The organism is Pseudomonas sp. EGD-AK9, from assembly GCF_000465935.2.
Taxonomy (GTDB): Bacteria; Pseudomonadota; Gammaproteobacteria; order Pseudomonadales; family Pseudomonadaceae; genus Aquipseudomonas.
In genome coordinates, this window is sequence record NZ_AVOF01000707.1 from 1 (window position 1) to 15,729 (window position 15,729).

At 60.9% G+C, this 15,729-nt stretch carries 12 protein-coding genes and 1 tRNA gene; all 13 read left to right on the forward strand.

Annotated features, from left to right (window positions below):
• The first annotated feature begins 78 nt into the window (after window positions 1-78).
• Window positions 79-154: transfer RNA gene (locus N878_RS23075), tRNA-Trp, on the forward strand.
• A gap of 42 nt (window positions 155-196) precedes the next feature.
• Window positions 197-565, forward strand: a complete 369-nt coding sequence (gene secE / locus N878_RS23080) for a preprotein translocase subunit SecE (RefSeq protein ID WP_021445866.1) — start codon at window positions 197-199, stop codon at window positions 563-565.
• A 9-nt stretch (window positions 566-574) separates the two neighbouring features.
• The gene (gene nusG, locus N878_RS23085; RefSeq protein WP_004373446.1) at window positions 575-1,108 is read left to right on the forward strand and encodes a transcription termination/antitermination protein NusG; all 534 of its coding nucleotides are present in this window, start codon (window positions 575-577) and stop codon (window positions 1,106-1,108) included.
• A gap of 118 nt (window positions 1,109-1,226) precedes the next feature.
• Window positions 1,227-1,658, forward strand: coding sequence for a 50S ribosomal protein L11 (gene rplK, locus N878_RS23090; RefSeq protein WP_021445867.1), 432 nt, complete (start codon window positions 1,227-1,229; stop codon window positions 1,656-1,658).
• Window positions 1,658-2,353: a 50S ribosomal protein L1 gene (gene rplA / locus N878_RS23095; RefSeq protein WP_021445868.1), complete on the forward strand. Its 696-nt coding sequence runs from the start codon at window positions 1,658-1,660 to the stop codon at window positions 2,351-2,353. The genes rplK and rplA overlap by 1 nt, the downstream gene beginning before the upstream one ends.
• Before the next feature lie 214 nt (window positions 2,354-2,567).
• A complete protein-coding gene (gene rplJ, locus N878_RS23100; protein ID WP_021445869.1) occupies window positions 2,568-3,068 on the forward strand; it encodes a 50S ribosomal protein L10 in 501 nt (166 codons plus the stop codon).
• A gap of 81 nt (window positions 3,069-3,149) precedes the next feature.
• On the forward strand, window positions 3,150-3,518 hold the full coding sequence (rplL, locus tag N878_RS23105) for a 50S ribosomal protein L7/L12 (protein WP_021445870.1): 369 nt from the start codon (window positions 3,150-3,152) through the stop codon (window positions 3,516-3,518).
• 222 nt (window positions 3,519-3,740) lie between these two features.
• Window positions 3,741-7,814 carry a DNA-directed RNA polymerase subunit beta gene (gene rpoB, locus N878_RS23110; RefSeq protein WP_031303872.1) on the forward strand — a complete coding sequence of 1,358 codons (4,074 nt, stop codon included), beginning with the start codon at window positions 3,741-3,743 and terminating at the stop codon, window positions 7,812-7,814.
• A 61-nt stretch (window positions 7,815-7,875) separates the two neighbouring features.
• The gene (gene rpoC / locus N878_RS23115) at window positions 7,876-12,075 is read left to right on the forward strand and encodes a DNA-directed RNA polymerase subunit beta' (protein WP_021445872.1); all 4,200 of its coding nucleotides are present in this window, start codon (window positions 7,876-7,878) and stop codon (window positions 12,073-12,075) included.
• Between the two features lie 157 nt (window positions 12,076-12,232).
• Window positions 12,233-12,604: a 30S ribosomal protein S12 gene (gene rpsL / locus N878_RS23120; RefSeq protein WP_003463319.1), complete on the forward strand. Its 372-nt coding sequence runs from the start codon at window positions 12,233-12,235 to the stop codon at window positions 12,602-12,604.
• Window positions 12,605-12,707: 103 nt separating this feature from the next.
• Entirely contained in the window at window positions 12,708-13,178 is a 471-nt protein-coding gene (rpsG, locus tag N878_RS23125) for a 30S ribosomal protein S7 (protein ID WP_021445873.1), read from the forward strand.
• A gap of 30 nt (window positions 13,179-13,208) precedes the next feature.
• On the forward strand, window positions 13,209-15,338 hold the full coding sequence (gene fusA / locus N878_RS23130; protein ID WP_031303874.1) for an elongation factor G: 2,130 nt from the start codon (window positions 13,209-13,211) through the stop codon (window positions 15,336-15,338).
• 30 nt (window positions 15,339-15,368) lie between these two features.
• The coding region (locus N878_RS23135) for a GTP-binding protein (protein ID WP_021444523.1) at window positions 15,369-15,729 on the forward strand (361 nt) is incomplete at its 3' end.

The following is a 15,729-nucleotide window of genomic DNA, read 5'->3' on the forward strand; positions in this document are numbered from 1 at the left end:
CGTGGTTGCCAAGATCGTCGAGTAATCGGTTGATCTGTCCCTCTCAGGCCGGCATAATGGTCGGCCTGATTTTGCTTTAGGTCAGTAGCTCAATTGGCAGAGCGGCGGTCTCCAAAACCGCAGGTTGGGGGTTCGATTCCCTCCTGACCTGCCATTTTCTAACGAATCTGGCGTGTCTTTCACAGGATCCTCTCGAATGAATGTTAAGGCTGAAGCCAAAGACTCTCGCTTTGATCTGGTCAAGTGGCTGATTGTCGCTGCCCTGGTTGTAGTGGGTGTGGTCGGTAATCAGTACTTTTCTGCGGAGCCGATCCTGTATCGCGTTCTCGGTCTGCTGGTGCTGGCGGTCGTGGCGGGTGTGGTTGCCCTGCAGACTGCTCGTGGTCAGGCCTTCGCGGTGCTGTTGAAAGAGGCGCGCGTCGAGATTCGCAAGGTTGTTTGGCCGACCCGCCAGGAAACCACGCAGACCACCCTGATTGTCGTGGCTGTAGTGTTGGTAATGGCGCTGCTGTTGTGGGGGCTCGATTCCCTGCTCGGTTGGCTTGTTTCCCTGATTGTTGGTTAAGGGTGTCCCGTGGCTAAGCGTTGGTACGTTGTGCATGCTTACTCGGGTTACGAGAAGCATGTCATGCGCTCGCTGATCGAGCGCGTCAAGCTGGCTGGCATGGAAGACGACTTCGGCGAGATTCTCGTGCCCACTGAAGAAGTGGTCGAGATGCGCAACGGTCAGAAGCGCAAGAGCGAGCGCAAGTTCTTCCCCGGCTATGTCCTGGTGCAGATGGAGATGAACGAGGCGACTTGGCACTTGATCAAGGATACGCCGCGCGTCATGGGCTTCATTGGTGGTACTGCCGACAAGCCGGCGCCGATCACCGAAAAAGAAGCCGAAGCCATTCTGCGTCGTGTTGCCGATAGCGGCGACAAGCCCAAGCCGAAGACCCTGTTCGAGCCGGGCGAGATGGTGCGGGTGGTCGATGGTCCGTTCGCCGATTTCGGCGGCGTGGTCGAAGAAGTGAATTACGAAAAGAGCCGTATCCAGGTTGCGGTGACCATCTTCGGTCGCTCCACCCCGGTCGAGCTGGAGTTCAGTCAGGTCGAGAAGGCATAACTGACATAAGCATCCCTCACCCCGCAGCCTTAGGCTGCGGGGTTTTGTCGTCACTGGGATAAATGCGTAAGTAACCCGGGGAGCCGTCAGGCGTTCGAACCCGAAATTGGAGTAGCTAATGGCTAAGAAAATTCAGGCTTATATCAAGCTGCAGGTTAAAGCCGCTCAGGCAAACCCGTCGCCGCCCGTGGGTCCGGCTCTGGGTCAGCACGGCGTGAACATCATGGAATTCTGCAAGGCGTTCAACGCCAAGACTCAGGGCATGGAGCCTGGTCTGCCGACTCCTGTGATCATCACCGTTTACAGCGACCGCAGTTTCACCTTTGAAACCAAGAGCACCCCGGCATCGGTGCTGCTGAAGAAGGCCGCCGGCCTGACCAGCGGTTCCGCTCGTCCGAACACCGTCAAAGTAGGCACCGTTACCCGTGCTCAGCTGGAGGAGATCGCCAAGACCAAGCAGGCCGATCTTACTGCCGCTGACCTGGATGCGGCCGTGCGCACCATCGCCGGCTCCGCTCGTAGCATGGGCCTGAACGTGGAGGGTGTGTAATGGCTAAGTTGACCAAGCGCCAAAAGGCCATCGCGGCCAAGGTTGAAGCCGGCAAGGCCTACACCTTCGAAGAAGCGGCCGGCCTGCTGGCCGAGCTGTCTGCCGTCAAGTTCACCGAGTCCTTCGACGTTGCCGTGAACCTGGGCGTAGACCCGCGTAAATCCGACCAGGTCGTACGTGGCGCCACCGTGCTGCCGAACGGCACTGGCAAGACCGTACGCGTTGCCGTGTTCACCCAGGGTCCGGGCGCTGAAGCTGCCCTGGCTGCCGGTGCCGACAAGGTCGGTATGGACGATCTGGCTGCCGAAATGAAGGCCGGCGATCTGAACTACGACGTGGTCATCGCTTCCCCGGACGCCATGCGCGTCGTTGGCCAGCTGGGCCAGGTACTGGGTCCGCGCGGCCTGATGCCGAACCCGAAAGTCGGCACCGTGACTCCGGACGTCGCCACCGCCGTGAAGAACGCCAAGGCTGGTCAGGTACGTTTCCGTACCGACAAGAACGGCATCATCCACACCTCCGTTGGCAAGGTCGGCTTCGAAGCCGCCGCGCTGAAGCAGAACGTGGAAGCCCTGCTGGCTGACCTGAAGCGTCTGAAGCCGTCCACTTCCAAAGGTATCTACGTCAAGCGCGTGACCCTGAGCACCACCATGGGTCCCGGTCTGATCATCGATCAGGCTTCGCTCGACGCGTAAGTGATTGGGTCGGCGGCGTGCGCGTCGCCGGCCTTGAAAAATTGGGGTCCCTGCCTGGCGGGGGCTATCCAAGACCGTAGGTGGCGCAAGCCTTAAACCCGTGGAGCGATCCGCGGTCGCCTACGCAGATGGTGCTCCCGATTCTTACCGAATCAGACACCAAAACGCCGTCCGGCTCGTGCTGGACGAAACGGTAACATCCAGGAGTAAACCCGTGGCAATTAAACTCGAAGACAAGAAGGCCATCGTCGCTGAAGTCAACGAGGCTGCCAAAGCCGGTCTGTCCGCTGTCGTGGCTGATGCCCGTGGCGTGACCGTCGGCGCAATGACCGGACTCCGTAAAGAGGCCCGCGCGGCTGGTGTGTACGTGAAAGTCGTACGTAACACCCTGCTGCGCCGCGCCGTTGAAGGCACTCAGTTCGACGTGCTCAACGACGTGTTCAAAGGCCCGACCCTGATCGCGTTCTCCAACGAACATCCGGGCGCTGCTGCCCGTATCTTCAAGGAATTCGCCAAGGGTCAGGACAAGTTCGAGATCAAGGCAGCTGCGTTCGAGGGCCAGTTCCTCGCAGCCAATCAGATCGACGTGCTGGCTACCCTGCCGACCTACAACGAAGCTATTGCCCAGCTGATGAGCGTGATGCAAGGCGCCACCAGCAAGTTCGTTCGTACTCTGGCAGCTGTTCGCGACCAGAAAGAAGGCGCTGCCGCCTGATCCAGGCGCATCACCCTTTCTACGTTATTTGTTTAATTCGATGGCCGCGAAGGCTGTCACCCCAATACAGGAATTAGAGTCATGGCTCTGACCAACGAAGACATCATCAACGCCGTTTCCGAAATGTCCGTGATGCAGGTTGTTGAACTGATCAAGGCAATGGAAGAGAAGTTCGGCGTTACCGCCGCTGCCGCTGTTGCTGCCGGCCCGGCCGCTGCTGCCGCTGCTGTTGAAGAACAAACCGAGTTCAACGTCGTTCTGGCCGAAGCCGGCGAGAAGAAAGTGAACGTGATCAAGGCTGTTCGCGAGCTGACCGGTCTGGGTCTGAAGGAAGCCAAGGAGAAGGTCGACACCGCTCCTCAGGTTATCGCTGAAGGCCTGAGCAAAGAAGCTGCCGAAGACGCCAAGAAGAAGCTGGAAGAAGCTGGCGCCAAGGTCGAACTCAAGTAAGTTCGCACCTTGCGTCTACAGCCCGAGCGACTCGCACAAGGCTGATGGCTGGTGGCTTTTGCCACCGGCCTTTTTCCGTTCTAGGTCGGCTGTTCGTCAGCCGGCCTGGAACCGGAAAGATCCCGCCCCTCGAGGCGGCCGCAAACCGAGGGTTTGCACGATTTTCTGGTCATCGCCGCCGGCGCTGGCCAAATAAGCAGGTGACCAAGCTGGGGAACGCTGATGGCTTACTCATACACTGAGAAAAAACGTATCCGCAAGGACTTTAGCAAGTTGCCGGATGTCATGGATGTGCCTTACCTCCTGGCCATCCAGCTGGATTCGTACCGCGAATTCCTGCAGCAAGGAGTGAGCAAGGAACAGTTCCGCGACATCGGCCTGCACGCGGCCTTCAAATCCGTATTCCCGATCATCAGCTATTCCGGCAACGCCGCTCTGGAATATGTCGGCTATCGCCTGGGCGAGCCGGCGTTCGACGTCAAGGAGTGCGTCCTGCGTGGCGTGACCTTCGCCGTGCCGCTGCGCGTGAAAGTGCGCCTGATCATTTTCGACAAAGAATCGTCGAACAAAGCGATCAAGGACATCAAAGAGCAGGAAGTGTACATGGGCGAGATTCCGCTCATGACCGAGAACGGTACCTTCGTCATCAACGGTACCGAGCGCGTGATCGTTTCCCAGCTGCACCGCTCCCCGGGCGTGTTCTTCGACCACGACCGTGGCAAGACCCACAGCTCCGGTAAGCTGCTGTACTCCGCTCGCATCATTCCTTACCGCGGTTCCTGGCTGGACTTCGAGTTCGACCCGAAGGACGCGGTGTTCGTGCGTATCGACCGTCGCCGCAAGCTGCCGGCGTCCGTCCTGCTGCGCGCGCTCGGCTACAGCACCGAAGAGGTGCTGGATGCCTTCTACGACACCAACGTGTTCCACGTTAAGGGCGAGAACCTGAGCCTGGAGCTGGTGCCGCAGCGTCTGCGCGGTGAAGTCGCGGTCCTCGATATCAAGGACGGCAGCGGCAAGGTGATCGTCGAGCAGGGCCGTCGTATCACGGCTCGCCACATCAACCAGCTGGACAAGGCTGGCATCAAGGAGCTGGAAGTTCCGCTCGATTACGTCATTGGCCGCACTACCGCCAAGGCCATCGTGCACCCGGCTACCGGCGAGATCATCGCCGAGTGCAACACCGAGCTGACCGCCGACCTGCTGGTCAAGATGGCCAAGGCGCAGGTGGTGCGTTTCGAGACCCTGTACACCAACGACATCGATTGCGGTCCGTTCATCAGCGACACGCTGAAGATCGACAGCACCACCAATCAGTTGGAAGCGCTGGTCGAGATCTATCGCATGATGCGTCCCGGCGAGCCGCCGACCAAGGACGCTGCCGAGACCCTGTTCAACAACCTGTTCTTCAGCGCCGAGCGTTACGACCTGTCCGCCGTCGGCCGCATGAAGTTCAACCGTCGTATCGGGCGTACCGAGATCGAAGGTTCGGGCGTGCTGAGCAAGGAAGACATCGTTGCCGTACTGAAGACCCTGGTCGACATCCGTAATGGCAAGGGTATCGTCGACGACATCGACCACCTGGGTAACCGTCGCGTGCGTTGCGTCGGTGAGATGGCCGAGAACCAGTTCCGCGTTGGCCTGGTGCGCGTCGAGCGCGCGGTCAAGGAACGCCTGTCGATGGCCGAAAGCGAAGGCCTGATGCCGCAGGACCTGATCAACGCCAAGCCGGTCGCGGCGGCGGTGAAGGAGTTCTTCGGTTCCAGCCAGCTCTCGCAGTTCATGGATCAGAACAACCCGCTCTCCGAGATCACCCACAAGCGCCGCGTCTCCGCACTCGGCCCGGGCGGTCTGACCCGCGAGCGCGCCGGCTTCGAAGTGCGCGACGTACACCCGACCCACTACGGTCGCGTGTGCCCGATCGAAACCCCTGAAGGTCCGAACATCGGTCTGATCAACTCGCTGGCCGCCTACGCCCGCACCAACCAGTACGGCTTCCTCGAGAGCCCGTACCGCGTGGTCAAGGCCGGTCTGGTCACCGACGAGATCGTGTTCCTGTCCGCCATCGAAGAGGCCGATCACGTGATCGCCCAGGCCTCGGCGACCATGAACGACAAGGGCATGCTGGTCGACGAGCTGGTGGCCGTGCGTCACCTCAACGAGTTCACCGTCAAGGCGCCGGAAGACGTCACCCTGATGGACGTGTCGCCGAAGCAGGTCGTTTCCGTCGCTGCCTCGCTGATTCCGTTCCTCGAGCACGACGACGCCAACCGTGCACTGATGGGGTCGAACATGCAGCGTCAGGCCGTGCCGACCCTGCGTGCCGACAAGCCGCTGGTCGGTACCGGCATGGAGCGCAACGTCGCCCGTGACTCCGGCGTCTGCGTCGTGGCCCGTCGTGGCGGGGTGATCGACTCGGTCGATGCCAGCCGTATCGTGGTTCGGGTCAACGATGACGAAGTCGAGACTGGTGAAGCCGGTGTCGACATCTACAACCTGACCAAGTACACCCGCTCCAACCAGAACACCTGCATCAACCAGCGTCCGCTGGTGAGCAAGGGTGACAAGGTGGCGCGCAGCGACATCATGGCCGACGGCCCGTCCACCGACATGGGTGAACTGGCGCTGGGTCAGAACATGCGCGTGGCGTTCATGCCGTGGAACGGCTTCAACTTCGAAGACTCCATCTGCCTGTCCGAGCGCGTGGTGCAGGAAGACCGCTTCACCACCATCCACATCCAGGAACTGACCTGTGTGGCGCGCGACACCAAGCTCGGCCCAGAGGAAATCTCCTCGGACATCCCGAACGTCGGTGAAGCTGCACTGAACAAGCTGGACGAGGCCGGTATCGTCTACGTCGGTGCCGAAGTCGGCCCGGGCGACATCCTGGTCGGTAAGGTCACCCCGAAAGGCGAGACCCAGCTGACGCCGGAAGAGAAGCTGCTGCGCGCGATCTTCGGTGAGAAGGCGTCCGATGTGAAGGACACCTCCCTGCGTGTGCCGACCGGCACCAAGGGCACCGTCATCGACGTCCAGGTCTTCACCCGCGACGGCGTCGAGCGCGACTCGCGCGCCCTGTCGATCGAGAAGATGCAGCTCGACGAGATCCGCAAGGACCTCAACGAAGAGTTCCGCATCGTCGAAGGCGCCACCTTCGAGCGTCTGCGCTCCGCCCTGGTCGGCGCCATCGCCGAAGGCGGCGCCGGCCTGAAGAAGGGCACCGCGATCACCGACGAGTTCCTCGACGGCCTCGAGCGTGGCCAGTGGTTCAAGCTGCGCATGGCCGACGACGCCCTGAACGAGCAGTTGGAGAAGGCCCAGGCCTACATCTCCGACCGCCGTCAGCTGCTCGACGACAAGTTCGAAGACAAGAAGCGCAAGCTGCAGCAGGGCGACGATCTGGCGCCGGGCGTGCTGAAGATCGTCAAGGTCTACCTGGCCATCCGCCGCCGCATCCAGCCGGGCGACAAGATGGCCGGTCGTCACGGTAACAAGGGTGTGGTCTCGGTGATCATGCCGGTCGAAGACATGCCGCACGACGCCAATGGCACCCCGGTCGACATCGTCCTCAACCCGCTGGGTGTACCTTCGCGTATGAACGTCGGTCAGATCCTCGAAACCCACCTGGGGCTCGCGGCCAAGGGCCTGGGTGAGAAGATCAACCGCATGCTCGAAGAGCAGCGCAAGATCGCCGAACTGCGCAAGTTCCTGCAGGAGATCTACAACGAGATCGGCGGTCGTCAGGAAAACCTCGACGAGCTGTCCGATAGCGAAATCCTCGAGCTGGCGAAGAACCTCAAAGGCGGTGTGCCGATGGCCACCCCGGTGTTCGACGGCGCCAAGGAAAGCGAGATCAAGGCCATGCTGAAGCTGGCCGACCTGCCGGAAAGCGGCCAGATGCGCCTGTTCGACGGTCGCACCGGCAACCAGTTCGAGCGCCCGACCACCGTCGGCTACATGTACATGCTCAAACTGAACCACCTGGTGGACGACAAGATGCACGCGCGTTCCACTGGTTCCTACAGCCTGGTTACCCAGCAGCCGCTGGGTGGTAAGGCGCAGTTCGGTGGTCAGCGCTTCGGGGAGATGGAGGTCTGGGCGCTGGAAGCCTACGGCGCCGCCTACACCCTGCAGGAAATGCTGACCGTGAAGTCGGACGACGTGAACGGCCGTACCAAGATGTACAAGAACATCGTGGATGGCGATCACCGTATGGAGCCGGGCATGCCCGAGTCCTTCAACGTGCTGATCAAAGAGATCCGTTCGCTCGGCATCGACATCGATCTGGAAACCGAATAACACGTGACGCGACGGGAGTGGGGCGGTTAGCCCACTCCCTGCTCCGCCAGGAGGAAAGGCCTTGAAAGACCTACTGAATCTGCTGAAAAACCAGGGTCAGATCGAAGAGTTCGACGCCATCCGTATCGGATTGGCCTCGCCCGAGATGATCCGTTCGTGGTCGTTCGGTGAAGTAAAAAAACCGGAAACCATCAACTACCGTACGTTCAAGCCTGAGCGTGACGGCCTGTTCTGCGCCAAGATCTTTGGCCCGGTCAAGGATTACGAGTGCCTGTGCGGCAAGTACAAGCGCTTGAAGCATCGCGGCGTGATCTGCGAGAAGTGCGGCGTGGAAGTGGCCCTGGCCAAGGTTCGTCGTGAGCGCATGGCGCACATCGAACTGGCCTCGCCGGTCGCTCACATCTGGTTCCTGAAGTCGCTGCCGTCGCGTATCGGCCTGCTGATGGACATGACCCTGCGTGATATCGAGCGCGTGCTCTATTTCGAGAGCTACGTCGTGATCGATCCGGGCATGACCACCCTGGAGAAAGGCCAGCTGCTGAACGACGAACAGTACTTCGAAGCCCTCGAAGAGTTTGGTGACGACTTCGACGCGCGCATGGGCGCCGAGGCCGTGCGCGAGCTGCTGCACGCCATCGACCTGGATCACGAGATCGGCCGTCTGCGCGAAGAGATTCCGCAGACCAACTCCGAGACCAAGATCAAGAAGCTGTCCAAGCGCCTGAAGCTGATGGAAGCCTTCAAGGACTCCGGCAACCTGCCGGAGTGGATGGTGCTGACCGTTCTGCCCGTGCTGCCGCCGGATCTGCGTCCGCTGGTACCGCTCGATGGTGGCCGCTTCGCGACCTCCGACCTGAACGATCTGTACCGTCGCGTGATCAACCGTAACAACCGTCTCAAGCGCCTGCTCGACCTGTCCGCCCCGGACATCATCGTGCGCAACGAAAAGCGCATGCTGCAGGAGGCGGTCGACGCCCTGCTCGACAACGGCCGTCGCGGTCGCGCCATCACCGGCTCGAACAAGCGCCCGCTGAAGTCGCTGGCCGACATGATCAAGGGTAAGCAAGGTCGCTTCCGTCAGAACCTGCTCGGTAAGCGCGTGGACTACTCCGGTCGTTCCGTGATTACCGTGGGCCCGACCCTGCGTCTGCACCAGTGCGGTCTGCCGAAGAAGATGGCCCTGGAGCTGTTCAAGCCGTTCATTTTCGGCAAGCTGGAAATGCGTGGTCTGGCGACCACCATCAAGGCCGCCAAGAAGATGGTCGAGCGCGAGCTGCCGGAAGTGTGGGACGTGCTCGCTGAAGTGATCCGCGAACACCCCGTCCTGCTCAACCGCGCGCCGACCCTGCACCGTCTGGGTATCCAGGCGTTCGAGCCGGTCCTGATCGAAGGTAAGGCGATCCAGCTGCACCCGCTGGTCTGCGCCGCGTACAACGCCGACTTCGACGGTGACCAGATGGCCGTTCACGTGCCGCTGACCCTGGAAGCCCAGCTCGAAGCACGCGCACTGATGATGTCGACCAACAACATCCTCTCGCCCGCCAACGGCGAGCCGATCATCGTGCCGTCGCAGGACGTGGTACTGGGTCTGTACTACATGACCCGTGAGGCGGTGAACGCCAAGGGCGAAGGTCGCGTGTTCGCCGACCTGCAGGAAGTCGACCGTGTGTTCCGCGCCGGCGAAGCGTCCCTGCACGCCCGGGTGAAAGTGCGCATCAACGAGACCATCAAGGAAAAGGACGGCTCGATCACCAAGAACACCCGCATCGTCGACACCACCGTCGGCCGCGCGCTGCTGTTCCAGATCGTCCCGGCCGGCCTGTCCTATGACGTGGTCAACCAGTCGATGAAGAAGAAGGCGATCTCCAAGCTGATCAACCAGTGCTATCGCACCGTGGGTCTGAAGGACACCGTCATCTTCGCCGACCAGCTGATGTACACCGGTTTCGCCTACTCGACCATCTCCGGTGTGTCGATCGGCGTGAACGACTTCGTCATCCCGGACGAGAAGGCGCGCATCATCGACGCCGCCACCGAGGAAGTGAAGGAAATCGAGTCGCAGTACGCCTCCGGCCTGGTCACCCAGGGCGAGAAGTACAACAAGGTGATCGACCTCTGGTCGAAGGCCAACGACGAAGTCTCCAAGGCGATGATGGCCAACCTTTCGAAAGAGCCGGTGGTCGATCGCGAAGGCAAGACCGTCGAGCAGGAGTCCTTCAACTCCATGTACATGATGGCGGACTCCGGTGCGCGTGGTAGCGCCGCCCAGATCCGTCAGCTGGCCGGTATGCGTGGCCTGATGGCCAAGCCGGACGGCTCCATCATCGAAACGCCGATCACCGCGAACTTCCGCGAAGGTCTGTCGGTTCTGCAGTACTTCATCTCCACCCACGGTGCGCGTAAGGGTCTGGCGGATACCGCACTGAAGACCGCGAACTCCGGTTACCTGACCCGTCGTCTGGTCGACGTGGCCCAGGACCTGGTGGTGACCGAGATCGATTGCGGCACCGAACACGGCCTGCTGATGACCCCGCACATCGAAGGCGGCGACGTGGTCGAGCCGCTGGGCGAGCGCGTACTGGGCCGAGTGATCGCCAAGGACGTGTTCAAGCCGGGCACCGAGGACGTCATCGTGCCGGCCGGCACCCTGATCGACGAGCAGTGGGTCGAGTTCATCGAGCTCAACAGCGTCGACGAAGTGGTGGTGCGTTCGCCGATCACCTGCGAAACCCGCTACGGCATCTGCGCCAAGTGCTACGGTCGCGACCTGGCTCGCGGTCACCAGGTCAACATCGGTGAAGCGGTCGGCGTCATCGCCGCCCAGTCCATCGGTGAGCCGGGTACCCAGCTGACCATGCGTACCTTCCACATCGGTGGTGCGGCCAGCCGGACTTCGGCGGCCGACAGCGTCCAGGTGAAGAACGGCGGTGCGATTCGTCTGCACAACCTCAAGCACGTCGAGCGTCTCGACGGCAACCTGGTCGCGGTGTCGCGTTCCGGCGAGCTGGCGATTGCCGACGAGTTCGGTCGCGAGCGCGAGCGCTACAAGCTGCCCTACGGTGCGGTGATTTCGGTGAAGGAAGGCGACAAGGTCGACGCTGGCGCCATCGTCGCCAAGTGGGACCCGCACACCCACCCGATCGTGACCGAAATGAAGGGTACCGTGACCTTCGTCGGCATGGAGGAGGGCATCACCATCAAGCGCCAGACCGACGAACTGACTGGTCTGACCAACATCGAAGTGCTCGATCCGAAGGATCGTCCGGCTGCCGGCAAGGACATTCGTCCGGCCATCAAGCTGGTCGACGCCAATGGCAAGGAGCTGCTGCTGCCGGGTACCGACGTTCCCGCCCAGTACTTCCTGCCGGCCAACGCCCTGGTCGGTGTGGCCGACGGTGCGCAGATCGCGGTCGGTGACGTTATCGCCCGTATCCCGCAGGAAACCTCGAAGACCCGTGACATCACCGGTGGTCTGCCGCGCGTTGCCGACCTGTTCGAAGCCCGTCGTCCGAAGGAAGCTTCGATCCTGGCGGAAATCAGCGGCACCATCAGCTTCGGCAAGGAGACCAAGGGCAAGCGCCGTCTGGTCATCACCCCGACCGATGGCAGCGATCCGTACGAGGAGCTGATTCCGAAGTGGCGTCACCTGAACGTGTTCGAAGGCGAACAGGTGAACAAGGGCGAAGTCATCTCCGACGGTCCGAGCGATCCGCACGACATCCTGCGTCTGCTGGGCGTCAGCGCGCTGGCCAAGTACATCGTCAACGAGATCCAGGACGTGTACCGCCTGCAGGGCGTGAAGATCAACGACAAGCACATCGAGACCATCCTGCGCCAGATGCTGCGCAAGGTCGAAGTGAGCGAGTCGGGCGATTCCAGCTTCATCAAGGGCGACCAGATGGAACTGACCGCGGTGCTGGGCGAGAACGAGCGCCTGGCTGAAGAGGACAAGTTCGTCGCCAAGTACACCCGCGTACTGCTGGGTATCACCAAGGCGTCGCTGTCCACCGAGTCGTTCATCTCGGCGGCATCGTTCCAGGAAACCACCCGCGTCCTCACCGAAGCGGCGGTTACCGGCAAGCGCGACTACCTGCGCGGCCTGAAGGAAAACGTGGTCGTGGGTCGTCTGATCCCGGCTGGTACCGGTCTGGCCTATCACAGCGAGCGCAAGCGCAAGCGTGAAGCCGACAAGCCGGTACGGGTCAGCGCCAGTGAGGTGGAAGCCGCACTGACCGAAGCGCTGAACTCCAGCGGCAATTGAGTCGAGGCCCCGCCGGTTCGCCGGCGGGGCTTTGCCTTGACTGGGGCGTTGAGTCTCTTTAGACTCATGCACCCCTAAATTTGGCAGGGCGCTTGGCTCTGCCATCTTTATTTGTGTGTAGCTAAATAGCGTCGAAAGACAACAGTGGAGCTAGTAGATGGCAACTATCAACCAGCTGGTACGTCAGCCGCGTAAGCGCATCGTCGAGAAATCCGACGTGCCTGCGCTGCAGAACTGCCCGCAACGTCGTGGCGTGTGCACCCGCGTGTACACCACCACGCCGAAAAAACCTAACTCGGCACTGCGTAAAGTATGCCGCGTGCGTCTGACCAACGGTTTCGAGGTTTCCTCGTACATCGGCGGTGAAGGCCACAACCTGCAAGAGCACAGTGTGGTGCTGATCCGTGGCGGTCGTGTAAAGGACCTTCCGGGTGTGCGTTACCACACCGTGCGCGGTTCGCTGGATACCTCCGGCGTCAAAGACCGTAAGCAGGGTCGTTCCAAGTACGGTACCAAGCGTCCGAAATAAGGCCGCCTGATCTTTTTATTTAGTTGAGTCGATAAGAGTAAGGTCGGGCGCGGCGAATGCCGTCAGTCCCGGGCTAACCTGAAGACCGTTTGAGGGCTTATCAATGCCAAGACGTCGTGTAGCAGCAAAGCGTGAGATCCTGGACGATCCGAAATACGGAAGCCAGATCCTCGCTAAATTCATGAACCACGTGATGGAAAGCGGCAAGAAGGCCGTGGCTGAGCGCATCGTTTACGGTGCCCTGGACACTGTCAAGGCGCGCAAGAACACCGATCCCCTGGAGATCTTCGAGAAAGCTCTCGACGCCATCGCTCCGCTGGTCGAAGTCAAGTCCCGCCGTGTCGGCGGTGCTACCTACCAGGTTCCGGTCGAAGTTCGCCCGTCCCGTCGTAACGCCCTGGCTATGCGCTGGCTGGTGGACTACGCGCGCAAGCGCGGTGAGAAGTCCATGGCTCTGCGTCTGGCTGGCGAGCTGCTGGATGCTGCTGAAGGCAAAGGCGCTGCTGTCAAGAAGCGTGAAGACGTGCACCGTATGGCCGAGGCCAACAAGGCTTTCTCGCACTACCGCTTCTAATTCCGGCTCCACTAACTTTGCGAGGGCTTTATGGCTCGTAATACAGCAATTAACCGCTACCGTAACATCGGTATCTGTGCCCACGTTGACGCGGGCAAGACTACCACTACCGAGCGGATCCTGTTCTACACGGGTCTGAGCCACAAGATGGGCGAGGTGCATGACGGCGCTGCGACCACCGACTGGATGGTGCAGGAGCAGGAGCGCGGTATCACCATTACCTCCGCTGCCGTGACCACCTTCTGGCAGGGCTCCAAGGGCCAGTACGACAAGTACCGCGTCAACGTGATCGATACCCCCGGCCACGTCGACTTCACCATCGAAGTAGAGCGTTCGCTGCGCGTGCTCGACGGTGCGGTCGTGGTGTTCTGCGGTACCTCCGGCGTTGAGCCGCAGTCCGAAACCGTATGGCGTCAGGCCAACAAGTACGGCGTTCCGCGTGTGGTTTACGTGAACAAGATGGACCGTGCCGGCGCCAACTTCCTGCGCGTCATCGGTCAGATCAAGAACCGCCTGGGTCACACCCCGGTTCCGGTCCAGCTGGCCATCGGTGCGGAAGACAACTTCGAAGGTCAGGTCGACCTGATCAAGATGAAGGCGATCTACTGGAACGAGGACGACAAGGGTACTTCCTATCGCGAGGAAGAGATCCCGGCCGAGCTCCAGGATCTGGCTGAGGAGTGGCGTTCGAACATGATCGAAGCCGCCGCCGAAGCCAACGAAGAGCTGATGAACAAGTACCTGGAAGGCGGCGAGTTGAGCGCCGAGGAAATCAAGGCCGGTCTGCGTGCGCGCACCCTGGCTGGTGAGATCGTTCCGGCCGTTTGCGGTTCTTCCTTCAAGAATAAGGGCGTGCCCCTGGTTCTCGACGCCGTCATCGACTACCTGCCTGCTCCGACCGAGATCCCGGCGATCAAGGGCATCCACCCGGATGTCATCGACAAGCCGAAGGACGAGCTGACCGACGCCGACTACGACGAGCGTCATGCCGACGATGCCGAGCCGTTCTCGGCGCTGGCGTTCAAGATCGCCACTGACCCGTTCGTCGGTACCCTGACCTTCGTTCGCGTCTACTCGGGCGTTCTGACCTCCGGCGACTCGGTGATCAACTCGGTCAAGGGCAAGAAAGAGCGCGTTGGTCGTATGGTGCAGATGCACGCCAACCAGCGTGACGAGATCAAGGAAGTGCGCGCTGGCGACATCGCGGCCCTGATCGGTATGAAGGACGTCACCACCGGTGACACCCTGTGCGACCTCGACAAGCAGATCATCCTCGAGCGTATGGACTTCCCGGAGCCGGTAATCTCGGTTGCCGTAGAGCCGAAGACCAAGGCTGACCAGGAGAAGATGGGTATCGCACTGGGCAAGCTGGCCCAGGAAGACCCGTCGTTCCGCGTCAAGACCGACGAAGAAACTGGCCAGACCATCATCTCTGGCATGGGCGAGCTGCACCTGGACATCCTCGTCGACCGTATGCGTCGCGAGTTCAACGTCGAGGCGAACATCGGCAAGCCGCAGGTTTCCTACCGCGAAAAAATCACCAAGAGCTGCGAGATCGAAGGCAAGTTCGTTCGCCAGTCCGGTGGTCGTGGCCAGTTCGGCCACTGCTGGATCCGCTTTGCCCCGGCTGACGAGGGTCAAGAGGGTCTGGAGTTCCACAACGAAGTTGTGGGTGGTGTGGTTCCGAAGGAATACATCCCGGCGATCCAGAAGGGTATCGAAGAGCAGATGAAGAACGGCGTCGTCGCCGGCTATCCGCTGATCGGCCTGAAGGCGACCGTATTCGATGGTTCCTACCACGACGTCGACTCCAACGAGATGGCGTTCAAGGTGGCGGCTTCCATGGCGACCAAGCAGCTCGCTCAGAAGGGCGGCGGTGTTGTGCTTGAGCCGATCATGAAGGTTGAAGTTGTAACGCCTGAGGACTACATGGGTGACGTGATGGGTGACCTGAACCGTCGTCGTGGTCTGATCCAGGGTATGGAAGATTCGGTATCGGGCAAAGTGATCCGTGCTGAGGTTCCGCTGGGCGAGATGTTCGGTTATGCGACCGACGTCCGTTCCATGTCCCAGGGTCGCGCGAGCTACTCCATGGAATTCTCCAAGTACTCCGAAGCTCCGGCGAACATCGTCGAAGCACTGGTTAAAAAACAAGGCTAATCCAGCCCTTTAGGCAAGAGGTTCACTGTCGTGGCTAAAGAAAAATTTGAACGTAACAAACCGCACGTCAACGTCGGCACCATCGGTCACGTTGACCACGGTAAAACCACTCTGACCGCTGCTCTGACCCGTGTGTGCTCCGAGGTTTTCGGTTCCGCTCGCGTTGATTTCGACAAGATCGACAGCGCCCCGGAAGAAAAGGCTCGTGGTATCACCATCAATACCGCGCACGTCGAGTACGACTCCAACATTCGTCACTACGCGCACGTTGACTGCCCGGGCCACGCCGACTACGTGAAGAACATGATCACCGGTGCTGCCCAGATGGACGGCGCGATCCTGGTCTGCTCGGCTGCCGACGGCCCCATGCCGCAAACCCGCGAGCACATCC

Coding starts and splice junctions, on each gene's coding strand:
- rpoB (WP_031303872.1), top strand. CDS start 3,741: ATGGCTTACTCATACACTGAGAAAAAACGTATCCGCAAGGACTTTAGC.
- rpsG (WP_021445873.1), top strand. CDS start 12,708: ATGCCAAGACGTCGTGTAGCAGCAAAGCGTGAGATCCTGGACGATCCG.
- rplK (WP_021445867.1), top strand. CDS start 1,227: ATGGCTAAGAAAATTCAGGCTTATATCAAGCTGCAGGTTAAAGCCGCT.
- secE (WP_021445866.1), top strand. CDS start 197: ATGAATGTTAAGGCTGAAGCCAAAGACTCTCGCTTTGATCTGGTCAAG.
- rpsL (WP_003463319.1), top strand. CDS start 12,233: ATGGCAACTATCAACCAGCTGGTACGTCAGCCGCGTAAGCGCATCGTC.
- rplA (WP_021445868.1), top strand. CDS start 1,658: ATGGCTAAGTTGACCAAGCGCCAAAAGGCCATCGCGGCCAAGGTTGAA.
- rplL (WP_021445870.1), top strand. CDS start 3,150: ATGGCTCTGACCAACGAAGACATCATCAACGCCGTTTCCGAAATGTCC.
- fusA (WP_031303874.1), top strand. CDS start 13,209: ATGGCTCGTAATACAGCAATTAACCGCTACCGTAACATCGGTATCTGT.